At 73.1% G+C, this 17,063-nt stretch carries 17 protein-coding genes and 1 tRNA gene; 6 read left to right on the top strand and 12 right to left on the bottom strand.

All coding sequences use genetic code 11. The features are described from left to right. Window positions 1–65: 65 nt before the first annotated feature. Window positions 66–1,385 (bottom strand): extracellular solute-binding protein, encoded by a 1,320-nt coding sequence (locus QK440_RS38370; RefSeq protein WP_282797904.1) that lies wholly within the window; start codon window positions 1,383–1,385, stop codon window positions 66–68. A 292-nt stretch (window positions 1,386–1,677) separates the two neighbouring features. On the opposite strand from QK440_RS38370, the gene QK440_RS38375 reads away from it, so the two are divergent. Next, the gene (locus tag QK440_RS38375) at window positions 1,678–2,733 is read left to right on the top strand and encodes a LacI family DNA-binding transcriptional regulator (RefSeq protein WP_282797905.1); all 1,056 of its coding nucleotides are present in this window, start codon (window positions 1,678–1,680) and stop codon (window positions 2,731–2,733) included. A 21-nt stretch (window positions 2,734–2,754) separates the two neighbouring features. Here the strand turns inward: QK440_RS38375 and QK440_RS38380 are convergent, their stop codons facing one another. Together QK440_RS38380 and QK440_RS38385 are read right to left on the bottom strand one after the other, a co-directional pair. Beyond that, window positions 2,755–2,958, bottom strand: coding sequence for a hypothetical protein (locus QK440_RS38380; protein ID WP_282797906.1), 204 nt, complete (start codon window positions 2,956–2,958; stop codon window positions 2,755–2,757). Then, window positions 2,955–3,416, bottom strand: coding sequence for a hypothetical protein (locus tag QK440_RS38385; protein WP_282797907.1), 462 nt, complete (start codon window positions 3,414–3,416; stop codon window positions 2,955–2,957). Before QK440_RS38385 ends, QK440_RS38380 begins: the two co-directional genes overlap by 4 nt. A 225-nt stretch (window positions 3,417–3,641) precedes the next feature. Between QK440_RS38385 and QK440_RS38390 the strand changes: the two genes are divergently transcribed. Genes QK440_RS38390 through QK440_RS38400 form a run of 3 tightly spaced genes read left to right on the top strand, consistent with a single transcriptional unit; the run spans window position 3,642 to window position 5,277 of the window. Then, the gene (locus QK440_RS38390; RefSeq protein WP_282797908.1) at window positions 3,642–3,902 is read left to right on the top strand and encodes a hypothetical protein; all 261 of its coding nucleotides are present in this window, start codon (window positions 3,642–3,644) and stop codon (window positions 3,900–3,902) included. Then, window positions 3,874–4,401, top strand: coding sequence for a DUF6879 family protein (locus QK440_RS38395; RefSeq protein WP_282797909.1), 528 nt, complete (start codon window positions 3,874–3,876; stop codon window positions 4,399–4,401). Before QK440_RS38390 ends, QK440_RS38395 begins: the two co-directional genes overlap by 29 nt. 24 nt (window positions 4,402–4,425) lie before the next feature. Next, window positions 4,426–5,277, top strand: a complete 852-nt coding sequence (locus tag QK440_RS38400) for a helix-turn-helix transcriptional regulator (RefSeq protein WP_282797910.1) — start codon at window positions 4,426–4,428, stop codon at window positions 5,275–5,277. A 57-nt stretch (window positions 5,278–5,334) separates the two neighbouring features. Here the strand turns inward: QK440_RS38400 and QK440_RS38405 are convergent. The 4 genes from QK440_RS38405 to QK440_RS38420 all read right to left on the bottom strand — a co-directional run bounded on the left by QK440_RS38405 (window position 5,335) and on the right by QK440_RS38420 (window position 8,114). Beyond that, window positions 5,335–5,407 (bottom strand) — tRNA-His (locus QK440_RS38405). Between the two features lie 111 nt (window positions 5,408–5,518). Continuing rightward, on the bottom strand, window positions 5,519–6,121 hold the full coding sequence (gene orn, locus QK440_RS38410; protein WP_282797911.1) for an oligoribonuclease: 603 nt from the start codon (window positions 6,119–6,121) through the stop codon (window positions 5,519–5,521). A gap of 10 nt (window positions 6,122–6,131) precedes the next feature. Beyond that, a complete protein-coding gene (locus QK440_RS38415) occupies window positions 6,132–7,460 on the bottom strand; it encodes a helix-turn-helix domain-containing protein (protein WP_282797912.1) in 1,329 nt (442 codons plus the stop codon). A 390-nt stretch (window positions 7,461–7,850) separates the two neighbouring features. Beyond that, window positions 7,851–8,114, bottom strand: coding sequence for a hypothetical protein (locus QK440_RS38420; RefSeq protein ID WP_282797918.1), 264 nt, complete (start codon window positions 8,112–8,114; stop codon window positions 7,851–7,853). A 659-nt stretch (window positions 8,115–8,773) separates the two neighbouring features. On the opposite strand from QK440_RS38420, the gene QK440_RS38425 reads away from it, so the two are divergent. Continuing rightward, window positions 8,774–9,298, top strand: coding sequence for a universal stress protein (locus QK440_RS38425; protein ID WP_190136105.1), 525 nt, complete (start codon window positions 8,774–8,776; stop codon window positions 9,296–9,298). Window positions 9,299–9,706: 408 nt separating this feature from the next. Here the strand turns inward: QK440_RS38425 and glmS are convergent, their stop codons facing one another. The 3 genes from glmS to QK440_RS38440 form a co-directional block, all read right to left on the bottom strand. Further along, window positions 9,707–11,524, bottom strand: a complete 1,818-nt coding sequence (gene glmS, locus QK440_RS38430) for a glutamine--fructose-6-phosphate transaminase (isomerizing) (protein ID WP_282797913.1) — start codon at window positions 11,522–11,524, stop codon at window positions 9,707–9,709. A gap of 29 nt (window positions 11,525–11,553) precedes the next feature. After that, window positions 11,554–11,811 carry a hypothetical protein gene (locus QK440_RS38435; protein WP_282797914.1) on the bottom strand — a complete coding sequence of 86 codons (258 nt, stop codon included), beginning with the start codon at window positions 11,809–11,811 and terminating at the stop codon, window positions 11,554–11,556. Window positions 11,812–12,006: 195 nt separating this feature from the next. Further along, entirely contained in the window at window positions 12,007–12,921 is a 915-nt protein-coding gene (locus QK440_RS38440) for a DUF4429 domain-containing protein (protein WP_282797915.1), read from the bottom strand. Between the two features lie 137 nt (window positions 12,922–13,058). Between QK440_RS38440 and QK440_RS38445 the strand changes: the two genes are divergently transcribed. Beyond that, window positions 13,059–14,672, top strand: a complete 1,614-nt coding sequence (locus QK440_RS38445; RefSeq protein WP_282797916.1) for a beta-N-acetylhexosaminidase — start codon at window positions 13,059–13,061, stop codon at window positions 14,670–14,672. 68 nt (window positions 14,673–14,740) lie between these two features. Here QK440_RS38445 and QK440_RS38450 read toward each other — a convergent pair whose 3' ends face one another. Beyond that, the gene (locus QK440_RS38450; protein WP_349239350.1) at window positions 14,741–15,385 is read right to left on the bottom strand and encodes a GNAT family N-acetyltransferase; all 645 of its coding nucleotides are present in this window, start codon (window positions 15,383–15,385) and stop codon (window positions 14,741–14,743) included. After that, window positions 15,375–16,763, bottom strand: a complete 1,389-nt coding sequence (locus tag QK440_RS38455) for a pyridoxal-dependent decarboxylase (RefSeq protein ID WP_282797917.1) — start codon at window positions 16,761–16,763, stop codon at window positions 15,375–15,377. The genes QK440_RS38450 and QK440_RS38455 overlap by 11 nt, the downstream gene beginning before the upstream one ends. Window positions 16,764–17,063: the final 300 nt, after the last annotated feature.

Genomic DNA, 17,063 nt, shown 5'->3' on the forward strand with positions numbered 1-17,063 from the left:
CCGCGCCCTCCTCCGTCGTGGAGGGCGCGGCGGCCTGGGTGTCACTCGGCATGTCGGTCACCGGGTCACTGGTCCAGCGCGTTGTCGATGGTCTTGGTGACCTTGTCCCAGGCCTTGTCGGGCGAGGTGCCCTTCTGGTCCACGCCGAGCATCCCGGTGTCGGCCAGGTACTGCTGGATGATGCCGTCCTTGGGGCCGATCGGCTGGACGGGCACGCCCTCGGCGGCCGCGGAGAAGATCTTCCCCACGGGCGCGTCACCAAAGTACGGGTTCTTGGCGTCCTTCACCTCGGGCAGGTCGTACGCCGCGCTGGCGCTCGGGAAGCTGGCCCGCTTGTCGAACAGCTTGGCCTGCTGCTCGGGGGCGGTCAGCCAGGCCACGAGCTTGGCCGCCTCCTCCTTGTTCTTGCCCGCCTCGGGCACGGTCAGGAAGGAGCCGCCCCAGTTGCCGGGCTTCGGCGCGGCGGCGACGTCCCACTGGTCCTCGGCCTTGTCGCCCGCCTTGTCCTTGATGTAGCCGAGCATCCACGGCGGGCAGGTGATCGTGGCGAAGGAGCCGTTGGCGAAGGCCTGGTCCCAACTGGGCTGGAACTGCTGGAGTTTGGCGGTCAGCCCGGCCTGCGCGAACTGGGCGGCGATGTCCCAGCCCTCCTTGACGCCCGGGCTGTCCTTGTAGATCAGCTCGCCGTCCTCGTCGTAGAACTTCCGCTCGCCGGAGGCGTGCACGGCGGCCATCACGCCGGCGGCGCCGTCCACGAAGGAGGTGCCCTCGGGCGCCTTCTTCTGGTACCGCTTGCCGGTCTCCAGGTACTTCTTCCAGTCACCGGCCCACAGCTTGCCGACGGCCTCACGGTCGGTGGGCAGCCCGGCCTTGGCGAACAGGTCCTTGCGGTAGCAGATGCCGGTCGGGCCGACGTCGGTGCCGAGCCCGATCGTCCTGCCGTCCTCGGTGGTGGCCTGCTGCCACTTCCAGTCGAGGAAGGCCTTCTTGTCGACGCCGGGCACCTTGCCGAGGTCCATCAGCTTGCCGGCGTGCGTGCCGGTCAGCTCGGCCACGTTGCCGACCTCGACGGCCTGGACGTCGGACAGGCCGCTGCCGCTGCTGAGGTGGGTGAGCAGCGCGGGCCAGTAGTTCTCGTTGCGCTGGACGGAGTTCTGCTTGATCTCGATGTCCGGGTTGAGCCGCTCGTACTCCTCGTACAGGCCGGCCTCCTGGAGGCCGAAGGCGCCGAACACGCCGACGGTCAGGGTGGTCCCGCCCTTGCCGCCGCCTCCGCCGCCGCCCGAGGAGCCGCCGGGCTCGTCGCCGGAGTCCTCCGCGCATCCGGTGAGCAGCCCTGTGGCCAGGGCGGTGACGGCCGCGAGCACCACGGCCGTGCGGGGCATTCGAGTCCTGTAACGCGTCCTGTGGCGCATGGTGTCCTCCTGGTGCTCCGACGTACCGCTGACCGGCCAACTGCTGTGGGAGAGCCATGGGCTGGGGAGAATCGGCTCGGACGGGACGTGCGGGTCGTGTAGGAGCCAAGTAGAGTGGGAGCGCTCCCATGATTGATGCCTTGAAGGGTTACGGCTCGCCGCGGGGGTGTCAAGGCGCCGGACGGCAGGAGTTGCGGGCCGTCGGCGCCGACGCTGGTGGCCGGGGTGGGGCTGTTAGATTTCGCGTCGTGGGGAGGCACTGATGGGGAGTCGTCAGCCCAAGGGGCGCAGCGGGGGCCGGCCCACGCTGGAAGAGGTGGCCGCGCGCGCGGGCGTCGGCCGGGGCACGGTGTCCCGGGTGATCAACGGCTCGCCCCGGGTCAGCGAGCGGACCCGGGCCGCCGTCGAGGAGGCCGTCGCCGAGCTCGGCTACGTCCCGAACACGGCGGCCCGCGCGCTCGCCGCGAACCGGACGGACTCGATCGCCGTGGTCGTCCCCGAACCGGAGTCGCGGTTCTTCGCCGAGCCGTACTTCTCGGACATCGTGCACGGCGTGGGCAGCGCGCTCGCCGACACCGACATGCAGCTCCTGCTGACCTTCGCGGGCGGCGACCGGGAGCGCCGCCGCCTGGCCCAGTACCTGTCGGCGCACCGCGTGGACGGGGTCCTGCTGGTGTCGGTGCACGCGGACGACCCGCTGCCGGACCTCCTGGAGCAGCTCGAGGTCCCGGCGGTGATCAGCGGCCGCCGCCGCGCCGACGAGCCGCTGGCCTCGGTGGACTCCGACAACTTCGCGGGCGCCCGGGCCGCCGTCACCCATCTGCTCTCCCGGGGCCGGCGCGCGATAGCCACGATCACCGGCCGCCTGGACGTGTACGGCGCCCAGCTCCGCCTCGACGGCTACCGCGACGCCCTGGCGGAGGCGGGGCACGGGCCGGAGGAGGCCCTGGTGGCGCGCGCCGACTTCACCGAGGAGGGCGGCCGCCGGGCCATGGAGGAGCTGCTCGCCCGCCGTCCTGACCTGGACGCGGTGTTCGCCGCCTCGGACGTGATGGCCTCGGGCGCCCGGCAGGTGCTGCGCCGGGCGGGCCGCCGCATACCGGACGACGTGGCCCTGGTGGGCTTCGACGACTCGGCCATCGCCCGCCACATGGACCCGCCGCTGACGAGTGTGCGCCAGCCCATAGCGGAGATGGGCCGCACGATGACGCACGTCCTCCTCGCGGAGATCGCCGACCCCCGCCCGCCCGCGACCCGCCGCCTCACCCGCCCCCAGATCGTCCTGCCGACGGAACTGGTGCACCGGGCCTCGTCCTGAGCCACCGCCACGCGCGACGTGTCACCGACGCCCCGGCGGCGGCTCGTACCGCAGTACGGCTCTCCTGGCCCGACGCAGATCCTCCCGCAGGTGGAAGCCCCCGCGGCACCGCTCCTTGGCGGCCCACCCCAGACCACAGCGGGGGCAGGTCCGCAGGTGCTCCAGGTGGACCAGGTAGGCGGCTTCGGCGCGCCGCTCCAGCGGGGACAGGCTGCGAGTGATCACGTGACCCTCACCCCTTCCAGCACCTCGTACGCGCTCAGGTAGGCGGCGCGCAGCTCGACGGGGTCCGTGAGGACCAGGGGCGCTGTCGGCGCCACGATCCAGGAGCGGGTGCGGGCGGTGAGCGGGGCGATGACGGCCGGGTCCGGCGCGGCGACGAAGTCCCCGCGGCTGAGCGTCGTGGTCCGGGGCGCGCACCAGAACCGCGCGGTCCCCGCGGGGACGAGGACCTCGACGTGGGTCACGGTGTGCAGCACGGGCCCGAGCAGGGCGCCGTCGGCGCGCAGGCGATGGACGGTGCGCCAGCCGACACGCTGCGGCACGCGCACCACGTCCCAGGCCACCCCGGCGGGAACCGGCGCGAGGTCACCGCGCTCCCACTCCGCGAGCGCTCTGCGGACGTCGGCACGCGCTTCCGTGAGCCAGATGACAGCACCCGCGGTGGTCGTACTCTCGGCCATGTCGACTCCAACCGGTCGGCCGTGCCCCGGGGCCGTTCACTCGGCCGCCGGGGTCTTGGCTGTGCCTTTCGACGCTAGGAGCGCGCGGAAGACGACCACCAGCGTTGTGCAGATCCGTGCAGACGGCGTCCCGCACGCATGTGCGTGGTGGCCGTGCCCTTGACCCGGTGCACGCCCACCCGCGACGGTGATGCAACGAACTGCACACGCCGTACGGAGGCTGACGTGCCGTTACTGTTCGTCGGGATCGACCCCGACACCAAGACCGCCGACAGCCCCACCGTGTGGGTCGACCGGGAGAAGCGGGAACTGGTCCTCCAGGGGTGGGAGCCGACCCCCGAAGTCCAAGCCGAATGTGCCGCGTTCGAGGCGCCCGGTCACGCCGTCGGCGTCCCGGACGGCGAGGCGGTGATCCGCATCCCTGCCAGGATGATCCACATGATCAGGGAGGCGTGCGATGTCCTCGAGCGAACCGACGATCGCTGAGCTGATGGACAACTGCACGCGGACCGCGGTGCACCTGGAGATGCGGGACCAGTACGGCGTCGCCGCCGAAGCCGACGACTTCCGCACCTGGCTGGAGACCGGCGAGCTCGACACCGACCCCTCCTCGGAGGGCTGGGCGCCCTGGGTCGACCTCGTCAGCCGGGCCGTGACCCGCGGGGTCGCTGTGCGACGCGCCCGCATCGTGTCCGAACCCGTATCCGACTACGTCCGGTACGAGCACGCTTCCACCGAGGTCAACACGTACGCGGGGGAGGAAGTCCGCTGGCTGCCCCGCCGCCGGGCCTCGACCCTCTGCCTGCCCGGCAACGACTTCTGGCTGTTCGACGGCCGTATCGTCCGCTGGGGCCACTTCTCGGGCGACGGAGCGCTGGTCGGACACGAGACGTCGGAGGACCCCGCAGCCGCGAAGCTGTGCGGGGACGCCTTCGCGGCGGTGTGGGAGCACGCCATACCGCACGCCGCGTACCGGATCGACTGACCAGGAAGCACCGGCAGCCAGCCCATGTCCGTCTCGCCCTCCTCCTCGGCCCAAGCCGCGCGAGAAGCTGTCGCCCGGCAACTGCGCACCCTCCGCAAGGAGGCCGGGATGACGGTCGTCGACCTGGCTGCCGCGTGCGACTGGCACCACTCCAAGACGTCCCGGATCGAGAACGCGCTCACCGGGCCGTCGGCGAACGACATCCGCCGGTGGTGCGACGCCACCGGGCGCAGTGATCAGGCACACGACCTGATCGTCCAGTCCATCAACGCCGAGACGCTGTATCAGCAGTGGCGTGACCAGGTGCGCTCCGGGCTGCGGCACCTGCAGGAGCGCCGAGTCCGGTTCTTCCGCGAGACCGCGCTCTTCCGCGTGTACTCCTCCGGCCTCGTACCCGGGCTGCTCCAGACCGAGGGGTACGCGGCCGCCGTGCTCCGCATCGCCGCGCACTCCCACGACCTCTCGGTGGACGACAGCGCGGAGGCCGCGCGGGCACGCGTCGAACGCTCCCGCCTCATCCACGAGCCGGGGCATCGCTTCGTGGCGGTGATCGAGGAGTCAGTCCTGCGCTACCGGATCGCCGGAGCAGAAGCCATGGCCGCCCAGCTCGGCTACCTGCTCACCGCAGGGGCCCTGCCCGCCGTCTCCCTCGGCGTCATCCCCATGGGCGGCGAGCGGACGCACTGGCCGGAGGAGACGTTCCACATCTACGACGACAAGCTGGTGTCCACGGAACTCGTGTCGGCGGAGGTACGTGTCACCCGGCCTTCCGAGGTGAACCAGTACGTGGAGACGTTCGAACGCCTGCGGGGGATGGCCGTCTACGGGTCGGATGCCCGGGGCCTCATCCTCCGCGCGATCGAAGCGCTGCACTGAGCGGGGAACGACAAAGGGCCCGGCCTGCTTCCGCAGGCCGGGCCCTTGATCCTTCAGGGTGAGTGACGGGACTTGAACCCGCGGCCACCTGGACCACAACCAGGTGCTCTACCAACTGAGCTACACCCACCATGTGCCGGTCTTTGTCGTTCTTCCGACCGGCCGAGAAAAAGTGTACAGGGTCCGGAGGGGTGCTCGCGCACACCTTTCCCGGACCCCGTACGTGACGCCCGGGGACGGGCTACGTCGCAGGCAGGACGTGCTTCGCCGCGATCGCCTTGGCCGTGTCCGAGTCCGGGCCCGGCTGCGGCACGAAGATCGCCTCGCGGTAGTAGCGCAGCTCGGCGATGGACTCGCGGATGTCGGCGAGCGCCCGGTGGTTGCCGTTCTTGTCCGGGCTGTTGAAGTACGCCCGCGGGTACCAGCGCCGCGCCAGCTCCTTGACGGAGGAGACGTCGACGATGCGGTAGTGCAGGAAGTTCTCCAGGGTCGGCATGTCCCGCAGCAGGAAGCCGCGGTCCGTGCCGACCGAGTTGCCGCACAGCGGGGCCTTGCGGGGCTCCTTCACGTGCTGACGGATGTAGTCGAGCACCTGCTCCTCCGCGTCGGCGAGCGTGGTGCCGCCGGACAGCTCGTCGAGCAGCCCCGAGGTGGTGTGCATCTGCCGCACCACGTCGGGCATGGTCTCGAGCGCTCCGTCCGGCGGGCGGATCACGATGTCCACGCCGTCGCCGAGCACGTTCAGTTCCGAGTCGGTGACCAGCGCGGCCACCTCGATAAGTGCGTCGTCCGTCAGCGAGAGCCCGGTCATCTCGCAGTCGATCCACACCATGCGATCGTTCATGCGCCCAACCCTACGGCGCGCTCCTCTGCCCCGGCAGCGGCGCCCGCCCCTGCGCGTACGCCTCGGAGGGTGCCTTGCCTGCGTCCATGGACAGGCCCGCCGGGGTGCCGAAGGCGCTCGCCGCCGCCGTGCGCCGGGTCTGCGTCGGCACCGCCCCCGGCGTCATGCCCGGGTGCGGGCCCGGTGCCGGGGCGTGTCCGCCGCCGTGCCCCGGCCCGTCCGCCGAGGCGACCGCGGGGGAGGCGGACGCCGGGACGCCGCCGGGTCCCGGCCCGCCCGCGGCACCGCCGCCGCCCGTGCCGTCGAGGGACCGCTCGCCCTGGGGCCTGCGCGCCCGGTACGCGGCGCGGTAGGCGGCGGGCGAGGAGCCGAGCTGGCGGCGGAAGTGGCCGCGCAGCGCGACGGGCGAGCGGAAGCCGCAGCGTCCGGCGACCTCGTCCACGGAGTAGTCCGAGGTCTCCAGGAGCCGCTGGGCCTGCAGGACCCGCTGGGTGATCAGCCACTGCAGGGGAGCGCTCCCCGTCAGCGAGCGGAAGCGCCGGTCGAAGGTGCGGCGGCTCATGTACGCGCGGGCCGCGAGCGTCTCCACGTCGAACTGCTCGTGGAGGTGCTCCAGGGCCCAGGCGACGACCTCGGCCAGCGGGTCGGCGCCGATCTCCTCCGGGAGCGACCTGTCCAGGTAGCGCTCCTGGCCGCCCGCGCGGCGCGGCGGCACGACGAGCCTGCGGGCGAGCGCGCCCGCCGCCTCGTTGCCGTGGTCGGTGCGCACGATGTGCAGGCAGAGATCGATTCCGGCCGCCGTCCCGGCCGACGTGAGCACGTCACCGTCGTCGACGAACAGCTCGCGCGGGTCGACGTGCACGGACGGATACCGCTTGGCGAGCGTCGGCGCGTACATCCAGTGGGTCGTCGCCGGGCGGCCGTCGAGTAAACCGGCCGCCGCGAGCACGAACGCGCCGGTGCACAGACCGACGATGCGGGCCCCCTCCTCGTGCGCGCGGCGCAGCGCGTCGAGGGCCTCCAGCGGCGGCGGCGACGTGATCGACCGCCACGCCGGTACGACGACGGTGCCGGCGCGCGCGATGGCCTCCAGGCCGTGCGGCGCCGTGAGCTCGAGCCCGCCGGTGGTGCGCAGCGGCCCCTCCTCCCCGGCGCACACGAGCAGCCGGTACCGGGGCACTCCCGCGTCCTGCCGGTCAATGCCGAACACGGAGAGTGGTATGGAACTCTCGAAGATGGGACCACCGCTGAAGAGCAGCACCGCGACGATTTCCCTGCGGCGCCGCCCGGAGAGTTTCCGCGCCGCTGTTTCCTGCACGGCAGTGGAGTCGTGGCTCATGACGCTAAGCCCCCCTCGGTCGTCGCGGCTCCCTGTTCTTTACGTGCTTGCTGTCGCTCCTGCACGTTTCCCCTCGGTCCTCCACCAGTCCCCCGCCGTACTACAGTCAAGATCGAATCTACTGCGTCACGTGACGCCGCTGTGACCAGTTCAGCACCCGGTGCATTGTCGACATGGCAACTTGGCGTGAAGCATTCGATCACGAAGCGTCGCACTCCCGGAGCGCCCAGGGAAGTGCGCCTCGTCCCCGTGGCCGGTCAACGTAGGGTGCGGAGGCCATCGTCGCTCCTTTCACCCCTGGTGGGACGTGGGTTGACCCCCTCTTCCGGCAGGGAATGCGGACCAGCCGGAAGTTGGCTGAAAACATTCGGGGGAGTGCGCCGGAATCGGTCAGTCCACCGGCGTGCTCGGCCCGGCGTGCCGACCGCCCCGGCGCGCCCCCGGCGCCGCCCTGGACGGCCGCCCGGCAGCGGCCCTGCGCCGCTCGGCCCGGGCCCGCGCCGCCCCGCGCTCGGACTGCCGCAGCAGCACCCGGCACACCCCGGTCACGGCCGCGAGCCCCAGGGCCGCCCCGGCGGCGCCGGCCAGCGAGGTCCCGTAGCCGACGAGCACCACGGGGACGAGGACGCAGGAGAAGGCCGCCCACCGCACCACGTCGCTCGCCGACTCCTGCGGGGCCGCCGCCGGGCCCGCGGCGCCCCCGTGCCGCGGGCCTCCCGCGGCCCGGCGCTCGCGCGCCCCCTCGGCGGCATGGCGGCGGGTGGTGGGTGCGGCGGCGGAGGCGGTGGCGGACGGTCCGGGCACGGCGTACTCCCTGCGACGGTGGTTGCGCACGTGGTGCTGGTTCCTGGGAATGTCTCCGAAAGAGTGGTTTCACGGGTTCAACGCGTGACCTCCCGGCCGGTCACTGGCCGGAAGGGACCGGGCCGCGCGAACCGGGCGCAAACCGCCTGTACGGGGCATCCGCCATTGCCATCCGGGCGCTCCTCATGCATGCTCCGGTGAACGCCGCGCGGCCGATGTGGGGCCGTGCGGGGGCGGCGGAAGCCGTCCGGAAGGGCCGAGCGGGCCCTGGGCAGGAGAGGAGAGCCGCCGTACCCTTGGGGTAAGGGGTTGGGAAGATGATTCCCGGACACGCGTCCGGTGGCGGCTCGTGTCCACCAGGCCGCCGGGTCCGACCTCCGCGCAGCAGCCCGGGAACCGCCGCACCACCCCGACCGCGCACCGCCCCGTTCCACCGCGTCGCACGACGGACGCCGATCCACCCGACAAGAGCCGACCCTCCCACAGAGGACTCCTTCGCCGAGACACCGATGGCCGGTCACGAATTCTCCGAACCCGCGGACCGCAAGCGGCAGGTCGCCGATCCGACGGCGACGCCCCGAGCGGCGGAAGAACCACGTCACTCCTGCGATCCCGCCTTCCGGCACGGTGTCGTCGTCGGCTTCGACGGCTCGACGTCCAGCGAGCGGGCCCTCGCCTACGCCATCGGGATGGCGCACCGGTCCGGCTCCGGCCTGATCATCGTGCACGTCGCGAACCGCCTGCCCACCACCGTCTGGGCGGGCTGCGAGCCCCCGGTCTTCGTCGACGTCCCCGACCACCGCACCGAAGTCCTCGGCCTCGAACTGGCCTGCGCGGACTATCTGTCCGAGGTGCCGTGGATCCTCGTCGAGCGCGGCGGCGACATCTGCCACGAGCTGGAGGAGGTCGGCCGGGAGTACGCGGCCGACGCCATCGTCGTGGGCTCGACGCACGGCATCGTGGGGCGCATCTTCGGCTCCGTCGCGGGCCGTCTCGCGCGCCGTGCGCAACGGCCCGTCGTCGTCATCCCGTAACGGCCGTCCTCGTCGTCCCGTACCGTCCGCGGTCCCCGTGTGACCCCTGTCGTCCCAGGTGGGACAGGGGTGTCAGGGTGCCGGGCCGCGGGTCGCGCCCCCGTCGCGCCGCATAAATCTACTCATGCGTAGAGGTGGTTTGTGCCCTTGTGAAGGGTAGATATCCGGTCGCTGGGACGCGTCCCGCCGGCCGGGGGGTGACGGCCACCGGTCGTGGCGGGCGCGGGCCGGGGTAATGGGCGACTCCGGTCCCTTGAAGAGCGCCCCCCGAGCGCTTGGTGGCACGCCGGGGGGCGTTCACAGCGCGACGGCCGGGCCGCCGCGCGCGTCCGTCGCCCGGCGTACGCGGGGCGGTCCGTGGCGCGCGGCGGCGGTCGGCCGTCGGGCGTACTCCCTGGTCCGGGGTGACTACTCCACCGTGACCGACTTCGCCAGGTTGCGCGGCTTGTCGATGTCCCGGCCCAGGGCCAGGGCCGTGTGGTAGGCGAGGAGCTGGAGCGGGATGCCCATGAGGATCGGGTCCAGCTCGTCCTCGTTCTTCGGCACGACGATGGTGTGGTCGGCCTTCTCCTGCTCCTGGTGGGCGACCGCGAGGATGCGGCCGCTGCGGGCCTTGATCTCCTCCAGGGCGGCGCGGTTCTTCTCCAGGAGGTCGTCGTCCGGGACGATCGCGACCGTCGGCAGGGCGGGCTCGATGAGGGCGAGCGGGCCGTGCTTGAGCTCGGAGGCGGGGTAGGCCTCGGCGTGGATGTAGGAGACCTCCTTGAGCTTCAGGGAGGCCTCGCGCGCCACCGGGTAGCCGCGCACCCGGCCGATGAACAGCATCGACTTGGCCTCGGCGAACTCCTGGGCGAGCTTCTTGACCTCGTCCTCGCGGGCCAGCATCTGCTCGATCTGCGCGGGCAGTTGGCGCAGGCCCGCGATGATCCGCTTGCCGTCGGCGACCGACAGGTCCCGGATGCGGCCCAGGTGCAGGGCGAGCAGCGCGAAGGCGACCGTGGTGTTGGTGAAGCACTTGGTGGAGACGACGCAGACCTCGGGTCCCGCGTGGACGTACACACCCGCGTCCGCCTCGCGGGCGATCGCGGAGCCGACGACGTTCACGATGCCGAAGACGCGGGCGCCCTTGCGCTTGAGCTCCTGCACGGCGGCGAGTACGTCGTAGGTCTCGCCGGACTGGGAGACGGCGACGTACAGGGTGTCGGGGTCGACGACCGCGTTGCGGTAGCGGAACTCGGAGGCGGGCTCGGCGTCGGCGGGGATGCGGGCCATCTCCTCGATCATCTGGGCGCCGATCATGCCCGCGTGGTACGAGGTGCCGCAGCCGAGGATCTTGACGCGGCGCACCTTGCGGGCGTCGTGCGCGTCAAGGTTCAGGCCGCCGAGGTGCACGGTGGCGAAGCGGTCGTCGATGCGGCCGCGCAGCACGCGGTCCACGGCGTCGGCCTGCTCGAAGATCTCCTTGTGCATGTACGTGTCGTGGCCGCCCATGTCCCACGACTCCGCCTCCCACTCCACGGTGGTCGGCGAGGCCGTCGTACGGGAGCCCTCGGTGGTGTACGTGCGGTAGTCGTCGGCCTTGAGGGTGGCCATCTCGCCGTCGTCGAGGGTGACGACCTGGCGGGTGTGGGAGACGAGCGCGGCGACGTCGGAGGCGACGAACATCTCCTTCTCGCCGATGCCGAGGACCACGGGCGAGCCGTTGCGGGCGACGACGATGCGGTCGTTGAAGTCGGCGTGCAGGACGGCGATGCCGTACGTGCCCTCGATGTGGCGCAGCGCCTCGCGGACCCGCTCCTCCAGGGTCTCGGCCTCGGAGCGGGCGATGAGGTGGGTGATCACCTCGGTGTCCGTCTCGGAGCGGAACTCCACGCCGTCGGCGACCAGCTTGGCGCGCAGCTCGGTGGCGTTGTCGATGATGCCGTTGTGGACGACGGCGACCTTGTCCTCGGCGTCCAGGTGGGGGTGGGCGTTCTCGTCGGACGGGGCGCCGTGGGTGGCCCAGCGGGTGTGGGCGATACCGGTGGTGCCGGTGAAGCGCTTGGGGACGCGGGCCTCCAGGTCGCGGACGCGGCCCTTGGCCTTGACCATCTTCAGGCCCGTGGCCTTGGGAGAGGTGATGACGACGCCCGCGGAGTCGTAGCCGCGGTACTCCAGGCGCTGGAGGCCTTCCAGGAGGAGCGGGGCGACGTCACGCTTGCCGATGTATCCGACGATTCCGCACATAAGGGTCCCTTGGGTGTGGTGGGGATGGTCTAGCCGTAGACGATGCGGCGCAACTGCCGCAGCGAGAGCTCGGGCGGTGCCACCGCGCGGTAGCGCAGCTCCGCCGCGACCTGTTCGAAGATCTCCGCGTTCACCAGGCCCTGACCCTGGAGTTCGCGGTGGCGGCGGCGGACGTAGTCCTCGGTCGTCTCGTCGAAGTACGCGAGCACGTCCTGGATCACCCGGAGCGCTTCGCCGCGCTGGAGCTGCGTGGAGCGCATCAGGTGATCGACAAGTTCTTCGTGCACCCGATGATCCTGGATTACGCAGGGCCCTTGCGCAACAATCCTGCCCGGAATCGGGCAGGATTAGCTCGACCGCCCCTCCTGGCCCTCCCTCAGTCCCCTCCTAACCCCCTCGTACGGGACGACATACGGGCTAGTACAGAAGACGCGCGCACGGCTGCAGAAGACGTGCGCACGGCCATGGAGGGTGTGCGCGGCTCACATCCGGCGCAGGACCGCCTGCTTGGCCGCCGCGAACTCCTCGTCCGTGAGGATGCCGTCGCGGTGCAGCCCGCCCAGCTCCCGCAGGCGCCGCAGGAGCGCGTCGTGGTCGTCCTCGGCCGGGGCGGCGGGAGCGGGCGCCGGTACGGCGGCGGGCACCGCGGCCGGCGCCGCCTCCTTGGCGACGACGGGGTGGGCGGCCGGTACGGGCCGTGCCGGGTGCGGCAGCCGGGCCTGCACGGCCGCCGCGACGAGCGCCATCAGCGGGTCCTTCTTGAAGCCCCACAGCTCCACCGAGTTGGGGTCGTACTTGGGCGGGGCCTTGGTCGGCGCGTTCCGCACGGTGAAGCGCAGATAGCCGTTCTCCAGGCCGATGGCGGGCTGCCACTCGACGGCGGCGACGTCCCCGAGCGCGATGGTGCGGGTGCCCGCGGCGGCCTTGGCCTCCTCCGTCTTCCAGTTCCACTCCAGGCGGACCTGCTCGCCGTCGAAGCTCACCGTGGCGTCGCCCGCGGAGACCTGGAGCGGCACCGACGGGCCCGACAGCAGATAGCGGTCGCAGGCCGTGGCCGGGACCTGCTCGAGCAGCAGGGCGGTGCGCACCTCGTCGACCAGGTACTCGGCGACGCCGTACCGGTCGGGCTCCACCGTGAGCTGGTACGGGTCGGAGGCGTCGGCCAGCCTGCCCGCCGTCGCCTGGAGCAGCGGGTCGGCGCCGTCGCGCAGGCGCAGCCGGAGCCGTCCGCTCTTCTTGCCCTGTTCGAAGGCGATGCCCGCCAACGCCCCGAGCGGCAGCGTCACTTCGCCCAGCGTCTTGCGCAGCAGCGAGACGCCCTTGTCGCGTCCCGGCACGAGCCGCAGTGCCACTCCGTCGAAGGTCCAGGTCCCGTCGCGCTGGATGATTTCCGCCATGGTGCGATTCTCGCACCGCCGCCCAGGTCAGGTGGTCTACACCTTGACCGGGCCTGGGGTGCGCGGTACGCATGAGGACAGTTCGGCCGTGTCACCTCCGTGTCACCTCCGCGTCGGCCCGTCGAAGGGACCCGCTCGTGCGAAAACCCCACAGATCGACACGTGTCATCGGCGCACTGCTCCTCGTCGCCGCCGCCGGTCTGTCGACCGCGGCGGCGGCGCCGGGCGGGGCGCCCCGGACCGCGCCCGAGCCGACCCCGCTCGGCCGCGTCGTCCCCGCGCCCCTGAAGGCCGAACCGGCCGGGCCCGGCTACGAGATCACCGCCAAGACCGCCATCCGCGTCGGCGCCCACCCCGAGGAGCGCCGCGTCGGCGAGTACCTCGCGCGGCTGCTGCGCCCCGCCACCGGCTTCCCCCTGCCCGTCACCGACCGCGCGGGCGGTGACGGCATCCGGCTGCGCGTCAGCGCCGAGCCCGCGAACAGGGCCCTGGGCGGCGAGGGGTACCGGATGATCTCCGCGCGCCGCTCCCTGACTCTCACCTCCTGGACGGGCGCGGGCCTCTTCCACGGTGCCCAGACGCTGCGGCAGCACCTCCCCGCCGCCGTCGAGAAGCGGACGGAGCAGCCCGGGCCCTGGCGGGTCGCGGGCGGCACCGTCACGGACACCCCGCGGTACGCCTACCGCGGGGCGATGCTCGACGTGGCCCGCCACTTCTTCCCGGTCGGCCATGTCAAGCGCTACATCGACCAGTTGGCGCTGTACAAGATGAACACGCTGCACCTGCACCTGAGCGACGACCAGGGCTGGCGCATCGCCGTCGACTCCTGGCCGCGCCTGGCCTCCTACGGCGGCTCCACCCAGGTCGGCGGCGGCCCCGGCGGCTTCTACACCAAGGACCAGTACCGGGAGATCGTCTCCTACGCGGCCTCCCGGGGCCTGGAGGTGGTCCCCGAGATCGACATGCCGGGCCACACGAACGCCGCGCTCGCCTCGTACGCCGAGCTGAACTGCGACGGGGTGGCGCCGCCGCTGTACACGGGCACCGCGGTCGGGTTCAGCTCGCTGTGCGTGAAGAAGGACGTCACGTACGACTTCGTGGACGACGTGATCCGCGAGCTGGCCGCGCTCACCCCGGGCCGCTATCTGCACATCGGCGGCGACGAGGCGCACTCCACGAGCCACGAGGACTTCGTGGCGTTCATGGACAGGGTGCAGCCGGTCGTCGCCCGGTACGGCAAGACCGTGGTCGGCTGGCACCAGTTGGCCGGGGCCCGTCCGGCGCCGGGCGCGGTCGCGCAGTACTGGGGCTACGACCGCACCGGCCAGGCCGAGCGCGACGAGGTGGTGAACGCGGCGAAGAGCGGCACCCGCCTGGTGCTCTCGCCCGCCGACCGGGCCTACCTGGACCACAAGTACGACAAGGACACCCCGCTGGGCCTGAAGTGGGCCGGGTACGTGGACGTGCGCAGGGCCTACGACTGGGACCCGGGCACGTACCTCGCGGGCGCCCCGGCCGACGCGGTCCTCGGGGTGGAGGCGCCGCTGTGGACGGAGACCCTCTCCACGCCCGCGCACCTGGACTACATGGCCTTCCCGCGGCTGCCCGGCATCGCCGAGCTGGGCTGGTCGCCCGCGGCCGCGCACGACTGGGAGGCGTACCGCTCCCGGCTCGCGGCACAGGCCCCGCGCTGGGACGCGCTGGGCATCGGCTACTACCGGTCGCCGCAGGTGCCCTGGCCCGCCGGCTGACCGGGGCGGCGTACGGGCGGGGCTCCGAAGGACCGTACTTTGGAGCCCCGCCGGTCCGGTGGGTGCGGCTACGCGGCCGCGTGCGGCGGGCGCCCGGCCACCGCGCGGCGTACGACCGCCGCCTCGAACCGCTCGCGCGCGCAGAAGCTGAGCAGGGCGAGCCCGTCGGGCGTCCCGGCCTCGCACTCGGGCACGAAGCCGACGGACTCGTACAGGCGGCGCGCCGCGGTGTCGGCGGCGTCGGACTCGACGACGGCGCGGTGGGCGGCCGGGTCGGCGAACACGTACTCCAGCGCGGTGGTGAGCACGGTCTCGGCGAAGTCGGGCACGGCCTCGTGGTCCGGGGAGACGAGGACGTGCAGGCCGACGTCGCCGGGCTCGGGCTCGTAGAGGTCCACCGGGGCGGCGTGCAGGGGGTCGTAACGCTCCATCAGGAACGCGGGCGCGCCGTCGAGCAGGCCGATGTACGCGTGGTGGTGCGCGGAGGCGGCGATGCCCATGTACTCCCGCTCCACGTGGTGGAGCTTCGCGTCCCGCCGCTGCCAGTGGGGGGCCTTGGGGTGGGTGACCCAGGAGTGCACCAGCTCGGCGTCCGTGAACGGGTCGAGGGGGCGCAGGGTCAGGATCCCGGTGCCCCGGCCGCGGGGCGCGACCGCGGCGCGCGTGCGGGACGGGCGCCGGGCGGCCGGGGCGCGGTGGAGGTCAGCTCGCACGGACAAGGCGGTCTCCCAGGTACTGCTCGGCGTGGTGGGCGATCAGGTCGAGCACGGCGGCGAGGTCGGCGGTCGTCGTGCCGGGGTGGAGCGGGGTGACCCGCAGGTACTGGCGGTCGCCCACCACGGTGCCCGCGACGGCGGCGGCGCCGGAGGCGCACAGGGCCTTGCGGGCGTACAGGTTGGCGCGGTCGATGTCGGCGGGGGTGCGGATGGCGGCCGGGATGTAGCGGAAGACGAGCGTGCAGAGCTGCGGCTCGACGGTGACGGCGAAGCGCGGGTCGGCGGCGACGAGGTCGAAGCCGCGCGCGGCCAGGTCGCAGCTCGCGTCGAACCGGTCGCCGGCGGCGTCGGCGCCCAGGACGCGCAGCGTCAGCCACAGCGACACGACGGCGTGGGCGCCGGCCGTCCGGACGGGGGTGTCGGCGTGGCGGGGGCCGGGCTCCCGCGCCGCCCGCCGGAGTCCGGGGTGCTCCGCGGCGGCCGGGCGCAGCGCCGCCCCGTCGCGGACCAGGACGGCGGCCGGGCTCGCCGGCCCGGCGTACGCCGTGGGGAAGTCCACGGTCACCGAGTCGGCGCGTTCGATGCCGTCGAGGAGGTGGCGCCGGGTGCGCGAGGCGAGCAGCCCGCAGCCGTATGCCACCCGCACGTGCAGGTGGACGCCGTGGTGTTGGCACAGGTCGGCGAGGTGCGCCAGCGGGTCGACGGAGCCGGTGCCGGCGGTGCCCGCGGTGGCCATGACGGCCAGCGGCACCAGGTCCTCGCGGGCGCAGCGCTCCAGTTCGCGGGCGAGCGCCACGGTCTGGAGGCGTCCGCCGCGGTCGGTGGGGACGGTGACGACGGCGTCCGGGCCGAGGCCGAGGAGCCGGGCGGCGGCGCGGGCGCGGGCGTGGTCCGCGGCGGTGACGAACAGGCGCGGGCGGCCGCTGCCGGGGCCCGCCTCCGCCGCCTCGCGGGCCAGGAGCAGCGCCTGGAGGTCGGCCTGGGCGCTGTCGGCGGCGAGCAGTCCGTCGGCGGCGGGCCCGAGGCCGAGGCGCCCGGCGGCCCAGTCGACGAGGCGGCGTTCGAGGTGGGGGACGCCCGCGGACCGGTCGTCCCAGGGGCCGGGGGAGGTGGTGCCGGACACGGCCGGGAGGAGGGCGGGGTCGGCGAGGTGCGCGAGGTGGCGGGGGTGGCCGGGGGAGAGGGCGGCGGGCGGGCAGAGCCGGTCCAGCTCGTCGAGGGCGGCGGCGGTGTCGCGCAGCGGCGTGTCGAGGTCGACGGCGTCGGCGGGCGGCGGGGAGGCGGTGGCGGTCCTGGCGGCCACCCGCTCGGCTCCGTCGGTCACGGGGGTGCGGTACCGCTCCGTGGTCGTGCCGGTGAGCAGGTGCGAGCGCATGAACGGTCCTCCAGGTGAGGGGACGTGGGACGCGCCCCGGGGCAGGGCACAGCGAGGGAGTTCCACGGGGCGCGTCCCGGTAACTAAGGGCAGCCTAACCTAAGTTCAACGGGGAGTGGCAGGTGGGGGGGGGGGGGCGGAACGCCGCGGATGCCGTACGCGGACGGGACGGCGTACGCCCGCGAACGACGGACGGGACGGCGTACGCCCGCGAACGACGGACGGGGGGGGGGGGGGGGGGGGGGGGGGGGGGGGGGGGGGGGGGGGGGGGGGGGGGGGGGGGGGGGGGGGGGGGGGGGG

Source organism: Streptomyces sp. CC224B, assembly GCF_030010595.1.
GTDB classification, from domain to species: domain Bacteria; phylum Actinomycetota; class Actinomycetes; order Streptomycetales; family Streptomycetaceae; genus Streptomyces; species Streptomyces longispororuber.

Excerpts from the sequence above, each read along its gene's own strand:
- QK440_RS38385 (WP_282797907.1), bottom strand. The coding sequence starts at position 3,416 with ATGGCCGAGAGTACGACCACCGCGGGTGCTGTCATCTGGCTCACGGAA.
- orn (WP_282797911.1), bottom strand. The coding sequence starts at position 6,121 with ATGAACGATCGCATGGTGTGGATCGACTGCGAGATGACCGGGCTCTCG.
- QK440_RS38395 (WP_282797909.1), top strand. The coding sequence starts at position 3,874 with ATGTCCTCGAGCGAACCGACGATCGCTGAGCTGATGGACAACTGCACG.
- QK440_RS38425 (WP_190136105.1), top strand. The coding sequence starts at position 8,774 with ATGGCCGGTCACGAATTCTCCGAACCCGCGGACCGCAAGCGGCAGGTC.
- QK440_RS38400 (WP_282797910.1), top strand. The coding sequence starts at position 4,426 with ATGTCCGTCTCGCCCTCCTCCTCGGCCCAAGCCGCGCGAGAAGCTGTC.
- QK440_RS38415 (WP_282797912.1), bottom strand. The coding sequence starts at position 7,460 with ATGAGCCACGACTCCACTGCCGTGCAGGAAACAGCGGCGCGGAAACTC.
- glmS (WP_282797913.1), bottom strand. The coding sequence starts at position 11,524 with ATGTGCGGAATCGTCGGATACATCGGCAAGCGTGACGTCGCCCCGCTC.
- QK440_RS38440 (WP_282797915.1), bottom strand. The coding sequence starts at position 12,921 with ATGGCGGAAATCATCCAGCGCGACGGGACCTGGACCTTCGACGGAGTG.
- QK440_RS38370 (WP_282797904.1), bottom strand. The coding sequence starts at position 1,385 with ATGCCCCGCACGGCCGTGGTGCTCGCGGCCGTCACCGCCCTGGCCACA.
- QK440_RS38375 (WP_282797905.1), top strand. The coding sequence starts at position 1,678 with ATGGGGAGTCGTCAGCCCAAGGGGCGCAGCGGGGGCCGGCCCACGCTG.
- QK440_RS38455 (WP_282797917.1), bottom strand. The coding sequence starts at position 16,763 with ATGCGCTCGCACCTGCTCACCGGCACGACCACGGAGCGGTACCGCACC.